Annotated in this window: 14 protein-coding genes; 6 read left to right on the plus strand and 8 right to left on the minus strand. The window is 71.0% G+C overall.

Annotated elements, in window-relative coordinates; translation table 11 throughout:
* Positions 1–105: 105 nt before the first annotated feature.
* Positions 106–1,632 (plus strand): ricin-type beta-trefoil lectin domain protein, encoded by a 1,527-nt coding sequence (locus SH922_RS25755; protein WP_393060217.1) that lies wholly within the window; start codon positions 106–108, stop codon positions 1,630–1,632.
* 78 nt (positions 1,633–1,710) lie between these two features.
* On the opposite strand, the gene SH922_RS25760 is transcribed toward SH922_RS25755, so the two are convergent.
* Both SH922_RS25760 and SH922_RS25765 read right to left on the minus strand, forming a co-directional pair.
* Positions 1,711–3,012, minus strand: coding sequence for a M18 family aminopeptidase (locus SH922_RS25760; protein ID WP_393060218.1), 1,302 nt, complete (start codon positions 3,010–3,012; stop codon positions 1,711–1,713).
* An 874-nt stretch (positions 3,013–3,886) separates the two neighbouring features.
* Positions 3,887–5,563 carry a fumarate hydratase gene (locus SH922_RS25765; RefSeq protein ID WP_393060219.1) on the minus strand — a complete coding sequence of 559 codons (1,677 nt, stop codon included), beginning with the start codon at positions 5,561–5,563 and terminating at the stop codon, positions 3,887–3,889.
* Between the two features lie 197 nt (positions 5,564–5,760).
* On the opposite strand from SH922_RS25765, the gene SH922_RS25770 reads away from it, so the two are divergent.
* Both SH922_RS25770 and SH922_RS25775 read left to right on the plus strand, forming a co-directional pair.
* Positions 5,761–6,426, plus strand: a complete 666-nt coding sequence (locus SH922_RS25770; RefSeq protein WP_393060220.1) for a DUF1707 domain-containing protein — start codon at positions 5,761–5,763, stop codon at positions 6,424–6,426.
* A gap of 171 nt (positions 6,427–6,597) precedes the next feature.
* The gene (locus SH922_RS25775; RefSeq protein ID WP_393060221.1) at positions 6,598–6,969 is read left to right on the plus strand and encodes a WhiB family transcriptional regulator; all 372 of its coding nucleotides are present in this window, start codon (positions 6,598–6,600) and stop codon (positions 6,967–6,969) included.
* A gap of 180 nt (positions 6,970–7,149) precedes the next feature.
* On the opposite strand, the gene glpX is transcribed toward SH922_RS25775, so the two are convergent.
* Positions 7,150–8,181, minus strand: coding sequence for a class II fructose-bisphosphatase (glpX, locus tag SH922_RS25780; protein ID WP_219571594.1), 1,032 nt, complete (start codon positions 8,179–8,181; stop codon positions 7,150–7,152).
* 203 nt (positions 8,182–8,384) lie between these two features.
* Here glpX and SH922_RS25785 point away from each other — a divergent pair, with 203 nt between their 5' ends.
* The gene (locus tag SH922_RS25785; protein ID WP_393060222.1) at positions 8,385–8,903 is read left to right on the plus strand and encodes a DUF4245 domain-containing protein; all 519 of its coding nucleotides are present in this window, start codon (positions 8,385–8,387) and stop codon (positions 8,901–8,903) included.
* 99 nt (positions 8,904–9,002) lie between these two features.
* Here the strand turns inward: SH922_RS25785 and SH922_RS25790 are convergent, their stop codons facing one another.
* The 4 genes from SH922_RS25790 to SH922_RS25805 form a co-directional block, all read right to left on the minus strand.
* A complete protein-coding gene (locus SH922_RS25790) occupies positions 9,003–9,593 on the minus strand; it encodes a malonic semialdehyde reductase (RefSeq protein ID WP_393060223.1) in 591 nt (196 codons plus the stop codon).
* Between the two features lie 241 nt (positions 9,594–9,834).
* Complete coding sequence (locus SH922_RS25795) at positions 9,835–10,101, minus strand: exodeoxyribonuclease VII small subunit (RefSeq protein WP_393060224.1); 267 nt, start codon at positions 10,099–10,101, stop codon at positions 9,835–9,837.
* Between the two features lie 87 nt (positions 10,102–10,188).
* On the minus strand, positions 10,189–11,400 hold the full coding sequence (gene xseA / locus SH922_RS25800; RefSeq protein WP_393060225.1) for an exodeoxyribonuclease VII large subunit: 1,212 nt from the start codon (positions 11,398–11,400) through the stop codon (positions 10,189–10,191).
* Between the two features lie 51 nt (positions 11,401–11,451).
* Positions 11,452–12,867 (minus strand): APC family permease, encoded by a 1,416-nt coding sequence (locus tag SH922_RS25805; RefSeq protein WP_393060226.1) that lies wholly within the window; start codon positions 12,865–12,867, stop codon positions 11,452–11,454.
* Between the two features lie 119 nt (positions 12,868–12,986).
* On the opposite strand from SH922_RS25805, the gene SH922_RS25810 reads away from it, so the two are divergent.
* Together SH922_RS25810 and ppgK are read left to right on the plus strand one after the other, a co-directional pair.
* Positions 12,987–13,976 (plus strand): 4-hydroxy-3-methylbut-2-enyl diphosphate reductase, encoded by a 990-nt coding sequence (locus tag SH922_RS25810; RefSeq protein ID WP_350989094.1) that lies wholly within the window; start codon positions 12,987–12,989, stop codon positions 13,974–13,976.
* A 92-nt stretch (positions 13,977–14,068) separates the two neighbouring features.
* On the plus strand, positions 14,069–14,806 hold the full coding sequence (ppgK, locus tag SH922_RS25815) for a polyphosphate--glucose phosphotransferase (protein ID WP_393060227.1): 738 nt from the start codon (positions 14,069–14,071) through the stop codon (positions 14,804–14,806).
* 27 nt (positions 14,807–14,833) lie between these two features.
* Here the strand turns inward: ppgK and SH922_RS25820 are convergent, their stop codons facing one another.
* A complete protein-coding gene (locus tag SH922_RS25820; RefSeq protein ID WP_393063691.1) occupies positions 14,834–15,364 on the minus strand; it encodes a DUF6542 domain-containing protein in 531 nt (176 codons plus the stop codon).
* Positions 15,365–15,560: the final 196 nt, after the last annotated feature.

Raw genomic sequence — 15,560 nt, forward strand, 5'->3', positions numbered from 1 at the left:
TCGATCAACCTCCTGAAAAAGATGAGCACTTGTCTTGTTCTATGTATTCCCAAGTTGTCTACCGGCCAGTAAATACCGGGGGTAACAACAACCTCGGGAGGCGCAATGAGACGTACCGGACCCCGACTCCGATGTACGGTCGCGGCGGTCGCGGCCATGGCGGCGGCGTTGGGCGGCATGACCGCCGCGGCGGGACCGGCGGGCGCTGCCCAGCCCGGTACCACCAGTACCGCATCCACCGCCCTGTCGCCCGAACTGGAGGCCATCCGCGCCGCCGAGGCCACCCGGCTGTACGGCGACCCGGCCGAGCGCCCGCTCGCCGACCGCAAGACCGGACTCATCTCGCTCGGCGACAGCGAGATCTCGGGCGAGGGCGTCGGCACGTACGAGGCGGGCACCAACGGCCCCGACAACTGGTGCCACCGCTCGCCCGACTCCGCCATCCACCGCACCGGCATCCAGGCCGACGTCACGTACAACGTCTCCTGCTCCGGCGCGTACACCGGCAACATCGTCATCGGCGGCTCGAAGCAGTACGCCGACGAGCTCGTGCAGAGCGACAACCTCGCCATCAAGGCGCGCAACACCCGCATCAAGATGATCGTGCTGGTGGCGGGTGCCAACGACGACCTCCAGTTCGGCCCGGTCATGACGGACTGCGTCCAGCGCTGGGTCCTCCTCCAGGGGACCTGCCAGCCCAAGTACGAGGGCGGCTGGCAGGCCCGCGTCGACGGGCTCGTCCCCAAGGTCGAGAAGACGGTGCGCGACCTGAAGACGGTCATGAGCGGCGCCGGGTACACCGACGGCGACTACAAGCTCGTCGTCATGGGGTATCCGAGCCCCATCGGCCCGGACTTCTACGACAACCCGAACTTCCCCGGCAAGCTTCCCGGCGGCTGCGCCGGATACGACTCCGACGCCGCCTGGGGCCGCAACGCCGCCGTTCCCGCCTTCGAGCGGGGCATGCGCAAGGCGGCCGCCGACACCGGAGCCGTCTACCTGGACAACTCCCGGCTCTTCCACGGCCACGAGGTGTGCAGCGAGTCCACCTGGGCCCGCGGCCTGTTCATCGACCTCTCGCACTTCCCGCCGGACTCCAACTCCGTCCGGCAGTCCTTCCACCCGAACGCGGCCGGCCACGGCGCCTTCGCCTCCTGCCTGACCCAGATCTACAACTCGGGCCTGCGCGAGGCGAGCTGCGCCGACCCGGCGAGCACCGGAAAGCCCGTGTTGCAGGCCGCGGCCTGGGACGACCTCTTCAAGCCCCTGCGCGGCGAGGCCACGGGCAGCTGCCTGGACGTCCCCGCGTCTGTCACCCGCAACAACACCGGCATCACCGGCTGGGAGTGCCACGGCGGACGCAACCAGGGCTGGTGGTACGACTCCGCCACCAAGAACGTCCGTCCGCAGCTGAGCCACGACCGCTGCCTGGACGTACCGGGCGCGGACTACAAGGCGGGCGCCGCGCTCATCCTCTACAACTGCTCGGGAGCGGCCAACCAGCAGTTCGTCCGGCAGTCGGGCACCTTGCGCCCGGCCGCCTCGACCGGGCTGTGCGCGACCCTGGCGGGGGCCCATGACCCGCTGAGGCTCCAGCCCTGCGACGGAAGCGCGAGCCAGCGCTTCGCGTAGGTCCTCCGTCTCGGATCACGCGGTACGGGGAGGAGCCGCGACCGGCCCCTCCCCGTACCGCCGTGCCCGTGTCCGGGGTCAGCCCGCGGTCACGAACGCGCCCAGGATCGCCGCCAGGTGCCCCGGGTCGTCCGCCCCGCACATCTCGCGCGCCGAGTGCATCGACAGGCCCGGCACCCCCACGTCGACGGTCTGCACACCGAGCCGGGCCGCGGTGAGCGGACCGATCGACGTGCCGCACGGCATCGCGTTGTTGGAGACGAACGGCTGCCACGGCGCGCCCGCCCGCTCGCAGGCAGACGCGAACACCGCGATTCCGGTCGAGTCGGTGGCGTAACGCTGATTGACGTTGACCTTGACCGTGGGGCCACCGTTGGGCAGCGGGCGGTGGTCGGGGTCGTGGCGCTCCGCGTAGTTGGGGTGGACCGCGTGCGCCATGTCGGCCGAGACGCAGAAGGCGCCCGCCAGCGCCCGCGACCAGTCCTCGGAACTGCCGCCCCGGGCCGTCACGGAACGGCTGAGGACGTTCTCCAGCAGCGGACTCTGCGCACCCGTGTCGGAGCCGCTGCCGACCTCCTCGTGATCGAAGGCCGCCAGGACCGGGATGTACGCGGGCTCCTCGGCCGAGGCTGCCGCGGCGGCCAGTGCCGTGACACCCGCGTGCACCGACACCTGGTTGTCCAGCCGCGAGGACACCAGGAACTCCCGCTCCGCGCCCAGGTATCCGGGGGGCTGGATGTCGTGGAGCATCAGGTCCCAGCCGAGCACCTCGTCCGGCTCGGCCTTTGCCGCCGCAGCGACCCGGCGCAGCAGGGCCCCCTCCTCGGCGGCGCCGAGCGACCAGACCGGGGCGATGTGACGCTGCCGGTCCAGGGCGAGGCCGTCGTTGACGGAACGGTCCAGGTGGATCGCCAGCTGGGGCACGCGCAGGAGTGGTTCGTCGATCTGGACGAGCCGGGAGTCGGTCCGGCCGCCGGGACCGCGCAGGGCCAGCCGGCCGGAGATGCCCAGATCGCGGTCGAGCCAGGTGTTGAGCGGGACCCCGCCGTAGATCTCCACCGCGATCTGCCGCCAGCCGGCGGAGCTCGTGTCGGGGGTGGGCTTGATCCGCAGGTTCGGCGAGTCGGTGTGGGTGCCGATGATCCGGAAGGGTGTGTGGGCGGGCGTGCCCTCGGGGGCGTACCAGGCGATCAGGGCGCCGCCGCGGACGACGAAACTGCCGCCCGTGGTGCCCGTCCAGTCGTCGGTGCCGCGCAGCTCACGGAAGCCGGCCTTCTCCAGGCGCTGGGCGGCGCTCGCCACGGCGTGGTACGGGGAGGGGCTGGCCCTGATGAAGGAGAGCAGGTCGTCGTTGTGGCTGCGGTGAGGGACCGGCGTCATGCGGTGTCCGCCTTTTCGGAGTGGGACGGTGAGGGTGTGGCTCGGGCGTGAGGGGTTCGGATGACGGGGTGTCGGGGTCCCGGCGTCCGGGCTGGGAGGCGGAGCGTTCCGGGGTGCGGGGGTGGGGGCGCAGTTCGCCGGGGATTCCGGACAACTCACCGCATCGGCCCGGTGTCCCGCAAGCCGCGCTGACGTCCACCTGCGAGAAAGCGGCGGTGCGGCCGCCGCTCGGGCGGGCGGTGCGGAACCCTCCGGGGCGGCGATACGCGGTCCGGACCGCACGTCCGGGCGAGCGGCCTCGGGCGCGGGCCCTCGTCCGAGGCGTGATCCGGTGGCGAAGGCGGTGTGGGCGCCACCGGTCGGGGCTTTGCGAGATTGGCTGAATTTCGCCGTACGCGGGCCCGCCGTGCGGCCCGTCACGGTGCCGGCGGACTCGGTGCCGCCCTGCGCTGACCCGTCATCCGGACCAGGACACCGCCGCCGCCAGCGGAGCCACGCCGCGGGACCAGCCGACGACGCTCGGCGGACCGAAGCGGTCGAGTGCCCTTCGTCCGGGCCGTGCCGGCGCCGAAGCCGGGGCTCTCCACCCGCGCGGTGTGGACGCCCGAGCGGTACGACGAAACCCGCCGAGGCGAATCCGGCCACCACCACGAGCGAACGCCCGGTGATCGAGAGGGAGTTCGCTCGGCAGCATGACGCTCTTCGTGGCGGACCTGGCGGGCGGACCACCCGCGGCCGGTCGGGGTTGAGCGCCACCATGATCCCGTACCGCCCGAGGCGGCTTCGTACGCCAGGACGAACCGGCCCGGGCCTGCTGGACGGCCGAGGGGCGCCCCGGCCGCGGCCTGGACGCCCCTCGGGACCTGTCTGCCCGTCAGCCGAGGCCGGGGCCGCGCACCGGGATGCTGGTGAACGTCGGGGCGGGGGCCGGCTCGGTGAAGAAGTCGTTGCCCTTGTCGTCGACGACGACGAACGCCGGGAAGTCCTCGACCTCGATCTTCCAGACCGCCTCCATGCCGAGCTCCTCGTACTCGACGACCTCGACCTTCTTGATGCAGTCCTGCGCGAGGCGGGCCGCCGGGCCGCCGATGGACCCGAGGTAGAAGCCGCCGTGCGCGTCGCACGCGTCGGTGACCTGCTTGGACCGGTTGCCCTTCGCCAGCATCACCTTGGAGCCGCCCGCCGCCTGGAACTGGGCGACGTAGCTGTCCATCCGGCCGGCCGTCGTCGGACCGAAGGAACCGGAGGCGTAACCCTCGGGCGTCTTCGCCGGACCCGCGTAGTACACCGGGTGGTCCTTCAGGTACTGCGGCATCTCCTCGCCCGCGTCCAGCCGCTCCTTGATCTTGGCGTGCGCGATGTCGCGCGCCACGACCAGTGGGCCCGTCAGCGAGAGCCGGGTCTTGACCGGGTACTTGGTCAGCTCGGCGAGGATGTCGTCCATCGGCCGGTTGAGGTCGATCTTCACGACGTCACCCGCCTCGTCGAGGTGCTCGTCCGTCGTGTCGGGGAGGAAGCGCGCCGGGTCCTTCTCCAGCTGCTCCAGGAAGACGCCCTCGGCGGTGATCTTCGCGGTCGCCTGGCGGTCGGCCGAGCAGGACACGGCGATGGCGACGGGCAGCGAGGCACCGTGCCGGGGGAGACGGACCACGCGCACGTCGTGGCAGAAGTACTTGCCGCCGAACTGCGCCCCGATGCCGATCTTCTGCGTCAGCTCGAAGACCTTCTCCTCCAGCTCCTTGTCCCGGAAGCCGTGACCGGTGGGGGAGCCCTCGGTGGGCAGCTCGTCCAGGTAGTGCGCGGAGGCGTACTTCGCGGTCTTCAGCGCGAACTCGGCCGACGTACCGCCGACGACGATCGCCAGGTGGTACGGCGGGCAGGCCGCCGTACCCAGCGAACGGATCTTCTCCTCAAGGAACTTCATCATGGAGGCCTCGTTGAGGACCGCCTTGGTCTCCTGGAAGAGGAACGACTTGTTGGCCGAGCCGCCGCCCTTGGCCATGAAGAGGAACTTGTACGCGCCGCCGTCGGTCGCGTACAGCTCGATCTGCGCCGGGAGGTTCGAGCCGGTGTTCTTCTCGTCCCACATGTTCAGCGGGGCCATCTGCGAGTAGCGCAGGTTGAGCTTGGTGTACGCGTCGAAGATGCCGTGCGACAGGGCCTCCTCGTCACCGCCCGCCGTCAGCACGTTCTGTCCGCGCTTGCCCATGACGATCGCGGTGCCGGTGTCCTGGCACATCGGCAGCACGCCCGCGGCGGCGATGTTCGCGTTCTTCAGCAGGTCGAGCGCGACGAACTTGTCGTTGGACGACGCCTCGGGGTCGTCCACGATCCGCCGCAGCTGCGCCAGGTGTGCGGGCCGCAGATAGTGTGAGATGTCGTGCATGGCCTCGGCGGCCAGGGTGCGCAGCGCCTCCGGCTCGACCTTGAGGAACGTACGTCCGTCGGCCTCGAAGGTGGACACACCCTCGGCGGTGACCAGGCGGTACGGCGTGGTGTCCTCTCCCAGGGGGAGCAGATCGGAGTACGCAAACTCTGGCATTACGGCCATTCCTCACTCGACAGGCAGCGGCTGACCTCCCTTGGGCAGCGCACCCACCAGGGTAGGACCCCGCGGGGGCGGCGAGTCTGTGAGGTAGGGCTCACCGGATCCGGGCGCTCGCCGGGCGGGGCGGATCGCGATACACGTGCGCGCCGCGCCCGGCTGCCCCCTAGTCGCGATCTATCGCGTTTGGGTACGCTGGGCCGGTGGACCTCGAAAAGCACCCTCAGCAGCCCACCGCGCGGGCGGAATCCGACGTCATCCGTGCCTCCGACGCGGACCGCGACCGGATCGCGGACATCCTGCGTGAGGCGATGGCCGAGGGCCGGCTGACCGCCGACGAGCATGCCGAGCGGGTCGATTCCGTCTACCGCGCCAAGACGGTCGGGGAACTCGAACCGCTGGTACGGGACCTGCCGGCGCCGGGTGGTACCCCCAGGGCCGTCGGCGCCACGTACGACAGCCCCCCCGAGGCGCCGACGGGTCCCGTCGACAACCTGGTGGCGATCTTCAGCAGTGCCAGCCGCAAGGGGCGCTGGCGGGTCAGCGGGCGCATGAACGCGTTCTCGCTGTTCGGCAGTGTGGAAATCGATCTGACCGAGGCCCTGTTCGGCCAGCGGCTCACCGTGATCAATGCGACTTCCATCTTCGGAAGCGTGGAGATCCGGGTTCCCGAGAACATCTCGCTGCGCGGCAGCGGGTCGGGAGTCTTCGGCAATTTCGAAGTCGTCACGCTGGAATCGGCGGATCCGGAGGCCCCGGTGGTGGCCGTCAACGGCTATTCGGTGTTCGGCAGCGTCGAGGCGAAGCCCAAGCGCGGCAAGTTCATTGCGGATCTGCAGGACCGGCTGCGCAAACACCTCGGTCACTGAGGTCGGCGCGACGGTGCACGGCGGTGCGCGGGGCGCGGATTCGGACGGAAATATGCTCGACCGCAATTCCGTGGTCCGGAACTGAGTGCCACTCAGTGCATAGGCGCGCGCACAGCGGGTAGGGAGTGCTGCATCGTCTCTCGCTCGCGAAGCCGTCGTCAGGAGTGGACCGTGCTGCAACTGCCGCATCAGCCCCTGCAGGTCGCCGCCATCCCTCCCCAGCGGGTCCCCGCTCGGGAGGACCAGGCCGGCCCCTGGCACTCGGAGGCGGTGTGCCGCCGGGATGAAGCCGGGCTGTTCTTCGCCCCGTCGAAGGAGCCGACTGCTGCCCGACTGTCGCGCGAGGAGTCCGCGAAGCGGGTCTGCGCGCGCTGCCCCGTGATGATCGAATGCCGAGAACACGCCTTGGTGCAACCGGAGCCCTACGGGGTCTGGGGCGGCCTCACGGCTGCCGAACGCCGGGTGGCGCTCGCCCGCCGCAGGCGGCGCGAGGCCGAGCTCAAGGCAGCCGGCGCGACCGGCCGCATCGCCGCGGCCGGCTGACTGGCCCGGTCGGTCACTCGCCTTCCGCTCGTTCCCGTCGTCGTCCACCGGGCCGGACCCGCCTGCTCGAAGAGGCGCCCCCACCGCACATGGGGGGCGCCTCTTCGAGCGGACGGGCCGGGGCAGGCGCCGGGTGCGTGGCGCACCCGGGCCCTGGTCCGAGCGGCCCCGGAAGGGGTGCTACTTCGCGCGGTCGAAGTCGATCGCGCTGTAGGCGCGCAGCTTCGACAGCCGGTGGGTGGAGTCGATCTTGCGGATGGTGCCCGACTTGGAACGCATGACGATCGACTCGGTGGTCGCCGTCTCCGCGCGGTAGCGCACGCCACGCATGAGCTCGCCGTCCGTGATGCCGGTCGCCACGAAGAACACGTTGTCGCCGCTGACCAGGTCGTCCGTGGACAGCACCCGGTCCAGGTCGTGTCCGGCGTCCAGGGCGCGCTGCCGCTCGGCCTCGTCCTTCGGCCAGAGCTTGCCCTGGATGACACCGCCGAGGCACTTTATGGCGCAGGCCGAGATGATGCCTTCGGGCGTGCCGCCGATGCCCATGAGCAGGTCGACGCCGGTGCCCTCGCGGGCAGCCATGATCGAGCCCGCGACGTCGCCGTCGGAGATGAACTTGATCCGGGCGCCGGTCTCCCGGATCTCCTTGACGATGCCCTCGTGGCGGGGGCGGTCCAGGATGACGACGGTGACGTCCTCGGGCATGGAGTTCTTGGCCTTCGCGACCCGGCGGATGTTCACCGAGACGGGGGCGTTGATGTCGACGAAGTCGGCGGCCTCGGGGCCGGTGACCAGCTTGTCCATGTAGAAGACGGCGGACGGGTCGAACATCGCGCCCCGGTCGGCCGCGGCCAGCACGGCGATCGCGTTGGGCATGCCCTTGGCGTTCAGGGTGGTGCCGTCGATCGGGTCGACGGCGATGTCGACCTCGGGGCCGGTTCCGTCGCCGACGCGCTCGCCGTTGAACAGCATGGGGGCTTCGTCCTTCTCGCCCTCACCGATGACGACGATGCCGTTCATCGACACGGTGGAGACGAGGGTCCGCATGGCCTTCACGGCGGCGCCGTCGGCGCCGATCTTGTCCCCGCGGCCGACCCATCGCCCGGCGGCCATGGCGGCGGCCTCGGTGACCCGGACGAGCTCCAGGGCGAGGTTGCGGTCGGGGGCCTCCGGGGAGACCTCCAGCTGGGACGGCAGATGATGCTCGGACATCGGAGCGCACCTTTCTGTACGACGACGACCGGATGAGGGTGATGTGACTCTATCGTCAGGTCGATAAAATGAGCAGACCGGGTCACGAATGAGCGGCCACGCTCGATCCGGTCCCCGGCCAGGGTCCTCGTCCCGGTCCTCGTCCCGGTCCTCGATCCGGTCCCGCGATTCGGTCCCGCCGGGGCTGATGCGACGATGGACGCGTGGCAAGCAAGCGAGGCAAGCAGACAGTGCGGGACATGTTCCTGTCGTTGGCGGTGATCGCCGCCGTGGCGGGGGTCGTCTACATCTTCATTCCGCACGACGACGAGGCCGATCCGGTCAAGGCGGTCGACTACCGGGTCGAGCTCCTGACCGCGCGGCGCGCGGCCCCGTACCCGGTGGCCGCTCCGAGCGGTCTGGCGCAGGACTGGAAGCCCACCTCGGTCGGCTACGACCGTGCGGCGGGCGACAGCTGGCACCTGGGCTTCCTCGACCCGGACGGCAGGTACGTCGCGGTGGAGCAGTCCACGTCCCCGGCGAAGACGTACGTGGCCGAGGTCAGCCAGAAGGCGAAGGACACCGGCCGCACGCAGCAGGTGGCGGGGGAGACCTGGCAGCGCTGGGAAGGCCCGAAGTACGACGCCCTCGTGCGCCAGGACAAGGGCGCGACCACGGTCGTGACCGGGTCCGCCTCGACGGAGCGACTGGCGGAGATGGCGGCGTCGCTCAAGACGTCCTGACGGCCGCACCGCGGCGGGTAGAAGATGCGAGGAAGGCCCTGGAGCACCTGCTCCAGGGCCTTCCTCGTGTGCCGCGCGGGCCCCTGGGGGCAGCGGGGATCAGACGGTCTTGATGACCTCGTCGAACGCGAGACGCGGCGAGCGGGGGAACCAGGCGTCCTCGCCCGGCTTGCCGATGTTGACGACCATCAGCAGGCTGTGGTCGCCGTCGAGGAACTCCTTCTCGATGCCCGCGGCGTCGTAGCCGGTCATCGGGCCGGCGGCCAGGCCGGCGGCGCGGACGCCGATGATGAAGTAGGCGGCCTGCAGGGCGCCGTTCAGCGCGGCAGCCGACTCGCGGGCCGGGCGCTCGGAGAAGAACATGTCCTTGGCCTGCGGGAAGTGCGGCAGCAGGGCCGGGAGCTCCTCGTGGAACTCGTTGTCCGTGGCCAGGATCGCGACCAGCGGGGCGGTCGAGGTCTTGGGCTGGTTGCCCTCGGCCATGTGCGAGACGAGGCGCGCGCGGGCGTCGTCCGAACGGACCAGGACGACGCGCAGCGGCGACTGGTTGAACGCGGTCGGGCCGTACTTGACCAGGTCGTAGATCGCCTGGACCTGCTCATCGGTCACCGGCTCGTCGGTGAAAGTGTTGGCGGTGCGGGCCTCACGGAAGAGGAGGTCCTGGGCGGCGGGGTCAAGAACGAGGGACATCTGGCGTATTACCTTCCGGACGTACACGGGGGATCAAGCAACGTCGATCACGGTACGGGAGAGGTAGGTTAACTTTCAACTAAAACGAGGCGGGAGTGACTCACTCCACAGTGCAGACCTGTTGCGCAGGTTCACCCCGTCTGTACCGGCGGCCGAATGCCTCCTGGCCTGAGCCACCGGCCCCGCGCCTCCGGGGCCGTACCACTGGCTCCGCGCCTCCGGGGCCGGCCTCCCGGCGTACTCAGCCCGCGTCGTCCGCCGCGTCCCCGGTGTCTCCCGCAGGGTCGGCAGGTCCCGCCAGTGCCGCGTCGAGACGGGCGCGCGCACCCTCCAGCCAGCGACGGCACACCTTCGCCAGCTCCTCGCCGCGCTCCCACAGCGCCAGGGAGTCCTCCAGCGAGGTGCCGCCGGCCTCCAGCCGGCGCACCACCTCGATCAGCTCGTCGCGCGCCTGCTCGTAGCCGAGCGTGCCCGTGGCCGAAGCCGTCGTCGTCCCGTCGTCCGTCATGTGATCCACCTTATGCGTCGGCATGTCCGTCACTTCCGGCCCCGGCCGGCCTTCGGGGGCCCGTGCGCGCGCCCCGGAAGGTGTTGCTCATCCGTCGACCCGCACCACGAACTCGCCCCCCGACACCCGGGCACGCAGGGCGTCCCCGGCGGCGCCCGCGTCGGCCGGGTCCCGGACCACGTGCCCGTCCGCCCGCTGGAGCACCGCGTACCCGCGCTCCAGGGTCGCCGCGGGCGACAACGCGACCACCCGGGCGCGGGTGTGGGCGAGCTCCGAGTCCGCGCGGTCCAGTAGATGCCCCAGCACCCGCCGGCCGCGCCCGATCAGCGCGTCGACCTCCGACGCACGCTCGTCCACCATCCGCTGCGGGTGCTCCATGGAGGGCCGCCCCAGCGCGTGCGCCAGGCCCCGCTCCTCCCGGTCGAGCAGCCCCCGTACCGTCCGCAGAGCCCGGTCCCGCAGCTGCTGCACCCGGTCCAGCTCCTCGCCCACATCGGGCACGATCTTCTTCGCCGCGTCCGTGGGAGTGGAGGCCCGCACGTCGGCGACCAGGTCGAGCAGGGGGGAGTCCGGCTCGTGCCCGATCGCCGAGACGACCGGGGTGCGGCACGCGGCGACCGTACGGATCAGCTCCTCGTCCGAGAACGGCAGCAGGTCCTCCACGCTGCCCCCGCCGCGCGCCACGACGATCACGTCCACCTCGTCGACGGCGTCGAGCTCCTTGACCGCGCGGACCACCTGGTTCACCGCGTGCACGCCCTGCACCGCGGTGTTGCGCACCTCGAAGCGGACGGCGGGCCACCGGCGGCGCGCGTTCTCCAGCACATCGCGCTCGGCCGCCGACGCGCGTCCGCAGACGAGCCCGATCAGCTGGGGCAGGAAGGGCAGCGGCTTCTTGCGGTCGAGTGCGAAGAGACCCTCCGAGGCCAGGGACTTCTTGAGCTGCTCCAGCCGGACCAGCAGCTCGCCGATGCCGACCGGCCGGATCTCCGTGGCCCGCAGCGAGAGCTGGCCGCGGGGCGCGTACCACTCGGGCTTCGCGAGGACGACGACCCGCGCCCCCTCCGTCACCACGTCCGCGATCCGGTCGAAGGCCTGCCGGAAGCACGTCACGCTCACCGAGATGTCGTGCGACGGGTCGCGCAGTGTCAGGAACACCACCCCGGCACCCGGCCGCCGCGACAGCTGGGTGATCTGCCCCTCGACCCAGACCGCGCCGAGCCGGTCGATCCAGCCACCGATCAGCCGCGACACGTCACCGACGGGCAGCGGAGCTTCCGGGGAAGTTTGGAGAGCCATGCGAGCGAGCGTATCCGCCGGCACCGACAACAGGGCAGGTCCCCGCCGCCCTCACGCCACCACCCGGCGCCCCCGTTGCAGCGCCAGCACCACCAACCCCACCGCCAGCCAGCAAGCGCCCACCACCTGAGCGCTCGTCGTCGCCTCCACGATCACCGCGATCAGCACCCCGGCACCCACCACCGGGATCAGGACGTGCCGCCACCAGCTCGGCGGCCCCTCCATCCGCCGTACCGCGAACCAGCCGACCACCGACGCGTGGAGCAGTACGAACGCGGTCAGCGCCCCGACGTCCACCACCGACACCAGATGATCCAGACCGTCGTCCCGCCGGGCCGCCCACACCGCCGCGACCATCGTCACGACCGCCGCGATCAGGATCGCGATCCGCGGCACCCCCGAGCTCGGATCGACCTTGGACAGCAGCGCGGGCAGCCGGCGCTCCCGGGCCATGGCGAACAGCAGCCGCCCCGCGGCCGCCTGCCCCGCCAGCGCCGCGAAGGCCGCCCCGATCGCCTTGCTGACCGCCACCAGATCGTGCAGCCAGGTCCCGACCGCGGAGTCCACCGTGTCGTAGAACGCCGAGCCCTGCGCCACCGGATCGGCGGCCAGCTCCGCCGACGACATCGGCTCGAGGAGCGAGGCCAGATACGCCTGCGCCACGAACAGCACCCCCGCAAGCACCAGGCAGAACAGCACCGCCCGCGCCACCTTCGCCGAACCGCCCGTCACCTCCTCCGCGAACGAGGCGATGGCGTCGAAGCCCAGATACGAGAGCACCGCCACGGACACCGCACCCAGCACCGCCGTCGCGGAGAACCCGGAGTCCCCGGTGAGCGGCGTCAGCCAGCCGCGCTGCGCCCCGTCCTGTACGAGCACCACCACCGCCGACACCAGGAACACCAGCAGCACCACGATCTCCATGGCCAGCACCGCGAAGCCGACCCGGGCCGCCGCCCGTACGCCCCAGAGGTTGAGCAGCGTCGTGAGGACCACCGCCAGCGCGGTCCACACCCAGCGCGAGACCTCCGGCACCAGTGAGTTCATCGCGATCCCGGAGAAGAGATAGGCGACCGCGGGGATCAGCAGGTAGTCGAGCATCGCCATCCACCCGGCGATGAACCCCGGCCCCTCGCCGAGCCCCTTGCGTGCGTACGCGAAGACGGAACCCGCCAGTGGGGCGACCCGCACCATCTGGGCGTAACTGAAGGCGGTGAACGCCATGACGACGGTCGCGGCGATGTACACCAGCGCCACGGCGCCGTCGGACTTCGCGTCGAGGGTGCCGAAGACGCCGACGGGGGCCATCGGGGCGATGAACAGCAGCCCGTAGACCACCAGATCCCGGAAGCCGAGCGTCCGCCGCAGCCCCACCCGTTCCGTGGAGCCGCCGCCGCTGCCGGTCCCTGTGCTGGCTTCGCCGCCCTCGCTGCCTTCGCTGCCGGAATCCGTACCGCTGCCGGCCATGAGCCCTCCGTCGGTCGCGTCGTTGGTCGCGTGATGATCAGTTTCCCGACCCCGTCGTCCCCGCGCCTGTTCGGTACGGCCTTACGGCCTCCCCCGGGGCAGGGAAGGAGGCCGTTACGATGGGACGCATGACTGCTACGACACCCCGCCGCGTCCTGCTCGCCGCTCCCCGTGGCTACTGCGCGGGCGTGGACCGTGCCGTGATCGCCGTGGAGAAGGCCCTGGAGCAGTACGGCTCCCCGGTCTACGTACGCCACGAGATCGTCCACAACAAGTACGTCGTGCAGACCCTGGAGAAGAAGGGTGCGATCTTCGTCGAGGAGACGGCGGAGGTCCCCGAGGGCTCGATCGTCATGTTCTCCGCGCACGGCGTCGCGCCGACCGTGCACGAGGAGGCGGCCGAGCGGAAGCTCGCCACGATCGACGCGACCTGCCCCCTCGTCACCAAGGTCCACAAGGAGGCCGTCCGCTTCGCGCAGGACGACTTCGACATCCTCCTGATCGGCCACGAGGGGCACGAGGAGGTCATCGGCACCTCCGGCGAGGCCCCCGACCACATCACCCTGGTCGACGGCCCCGAGGACGTCGCGAACGTCGAGGTGCGCGACCCCTCCAGGGTCGTGTGGCTCTCCCAGACCACGCTCTCGGTCGACGAGACGATGGAGACCGTCGGCGCGCTCAAGGAGAAGTTCCCGCTCCTGATCTCGCCGCCCAGCGACGACATCTGCTACGCCACGCAGAACCGCCAGATCGCGGTGAAGCAGATGGGCGCGGACGCCGACCTGGTGATCGTCGTCGGCTCGAAGAACTCCTCGAACTCGGTCCGCCTGGTCGAGGTCGCCCTCGGCGCGGGTGCGGGCGACTCCCACCTGGTCGACTCCGCCGACGAGATCGACGAGGCCTGGCTGGAGGGCGTCTCCACGGTCGGGGTCACCTCCGGCGCGTCCGTTCCCGAGGTGCTGGTCGACGGCGTCCTGGCCTGGCTGTCCGAGCGGGGCTTCGAGGACGTGGAGATCGTGAAGGCGGCCGAGGAGTCCATCGTGTTCTCCCTGCCCAAGGAGCTCCGCCGCGACCTGCGCGCGGAGGCGGCGGCACTGTCCGCGGAATAGGGCCGGCGGAGCAGCACCTGTCGTCACCGGGTTTCCGTTCGGTTTTCCGTTCCAGGAAGTGAGCGGCGCCCGGTGCCCGTACCGTGGATCACATGGAGATCTTCGGCGTGGACATCGGCGGATCCGGGATCAAGGGTGCTCCCGTGGACCTGGACCGTGGAGACCTGGCGCAGGAGCGCCACAAGGTACTCACCCCGCACCCTGCCACTCCCGAGGACGTGGCAGGGAGCGTGGCCGAGGTGGTCGGCCACTTCGACTGGAAGGGCCCGGTGGGCATCACCTTCCCGGGTGTCGTCACCGACGGTCTGACCCGTACCGCGGCCAATGTCGACAAAGGCTGGGTGGACCTGGACGCCCGCACCCTGCTCGGCGACAAGCTCGGCCTCCCGGTCACCGTCCTGAACGACGCGGACGCGGCCGGTATCGCCGAGATGACCTTCGGCGCGGGCCGGGGCCGCAAGGGCACGGTCATCGTGCTGACGCTCGGTACGGGGATCGGCAGCGCGCTCTTCATCGACGGCCGACTGGTGCCCAACACCGAGCTCGGCCATCTGGAGCTGCACGGCCACGACGCGGAGAAGCACGCCTCCACCAAGGCCAAGGAGGACGAGGACCTGAGCTGGCACCACTGGGCGCACCGGGTGCAGAAGTACCTGGCCCATGTGGAGATGCTGTTCTCGCCCGAGCTGTTCATCATCGGCGGCGGAGTCAGCCGCAAGGCCGAGAAGTTCCTGCCGCTCATCGAGCACGTGCGGGCCGAGATGGTGCCCGCGGAGCTGCAGAACAACGCGGGCATCGTGGGCGCGGCGATGGCGGCCGCGGGCCACTGACAGCGGGAGACCGGGCTGTGTGCGGCGCTAGCGCCGGGACGGGCGTCGCGGCGTCCGTCCGGCGGGCCGCGGAGCCGGTGACGGCCGGCCGGCCGGACGCGCGGTCTGCGCGGCCAGCAGCATCCGCCGCTGGCGGGCCCGCATCAGACGGACCTTGCGTACGGTCGCGATCAGCCCGGCGACGAGCGTGCCGCCGTACAGCCAGCCGGCATGGACGGCGAGGGCCGTGACGACGGCCATGGTCTGCCCGCCGAAGCCGCCCGTGCCGCCGGAGATCGGGATGATGCCGACGGCGAACGCGATCGGCACGCTGATCGGCGCGGTCACCAGGTCGGCGGGCCGTACCCAGAGCGCGGTCAGGGCGCTGACCGGCAGGAACAGCACACCGAACACGGCGGACGAGGCGTCGAACAGCAGCCAGTCCGCACAGCCGATCACGAACATGACGGCGGCCGCGAAGAGCCCGGCACCGATACCGGTCAGCCGGGGATTGGGCAGCCGCCGCAAGGCGAGCACGGCAGGCGCCACCGGGCGGGCCCGGCCTGGCGGCGTGCTCACCACGCGATAGACGGTCGCGCCTTCTTCGACGGACCCCTCGGCTTCCTTGGTCCCGAGCGGGGACAGCGGGGCCGGCCGGGTCTGCCTGCGCTGCGGGGGACGTGTCCTGGGCTGCTCCACCGGGACAACGTAGGTCGCCGAGCGGGCGGAAACGGGTGCGGGACACGCGCTTTGGTCGACCTGGGCGATGAGTTCG

The sequence above is a fragment of the Streptomyces sp. LN549 genome (assembly GCF_043203805.1).
Taxonomy (GTDB): domain Bacteria; phylum Actinomycetota; class Actinomycetes; order Streptomycetales; family Streptomycetaceae; genus Streptomyces.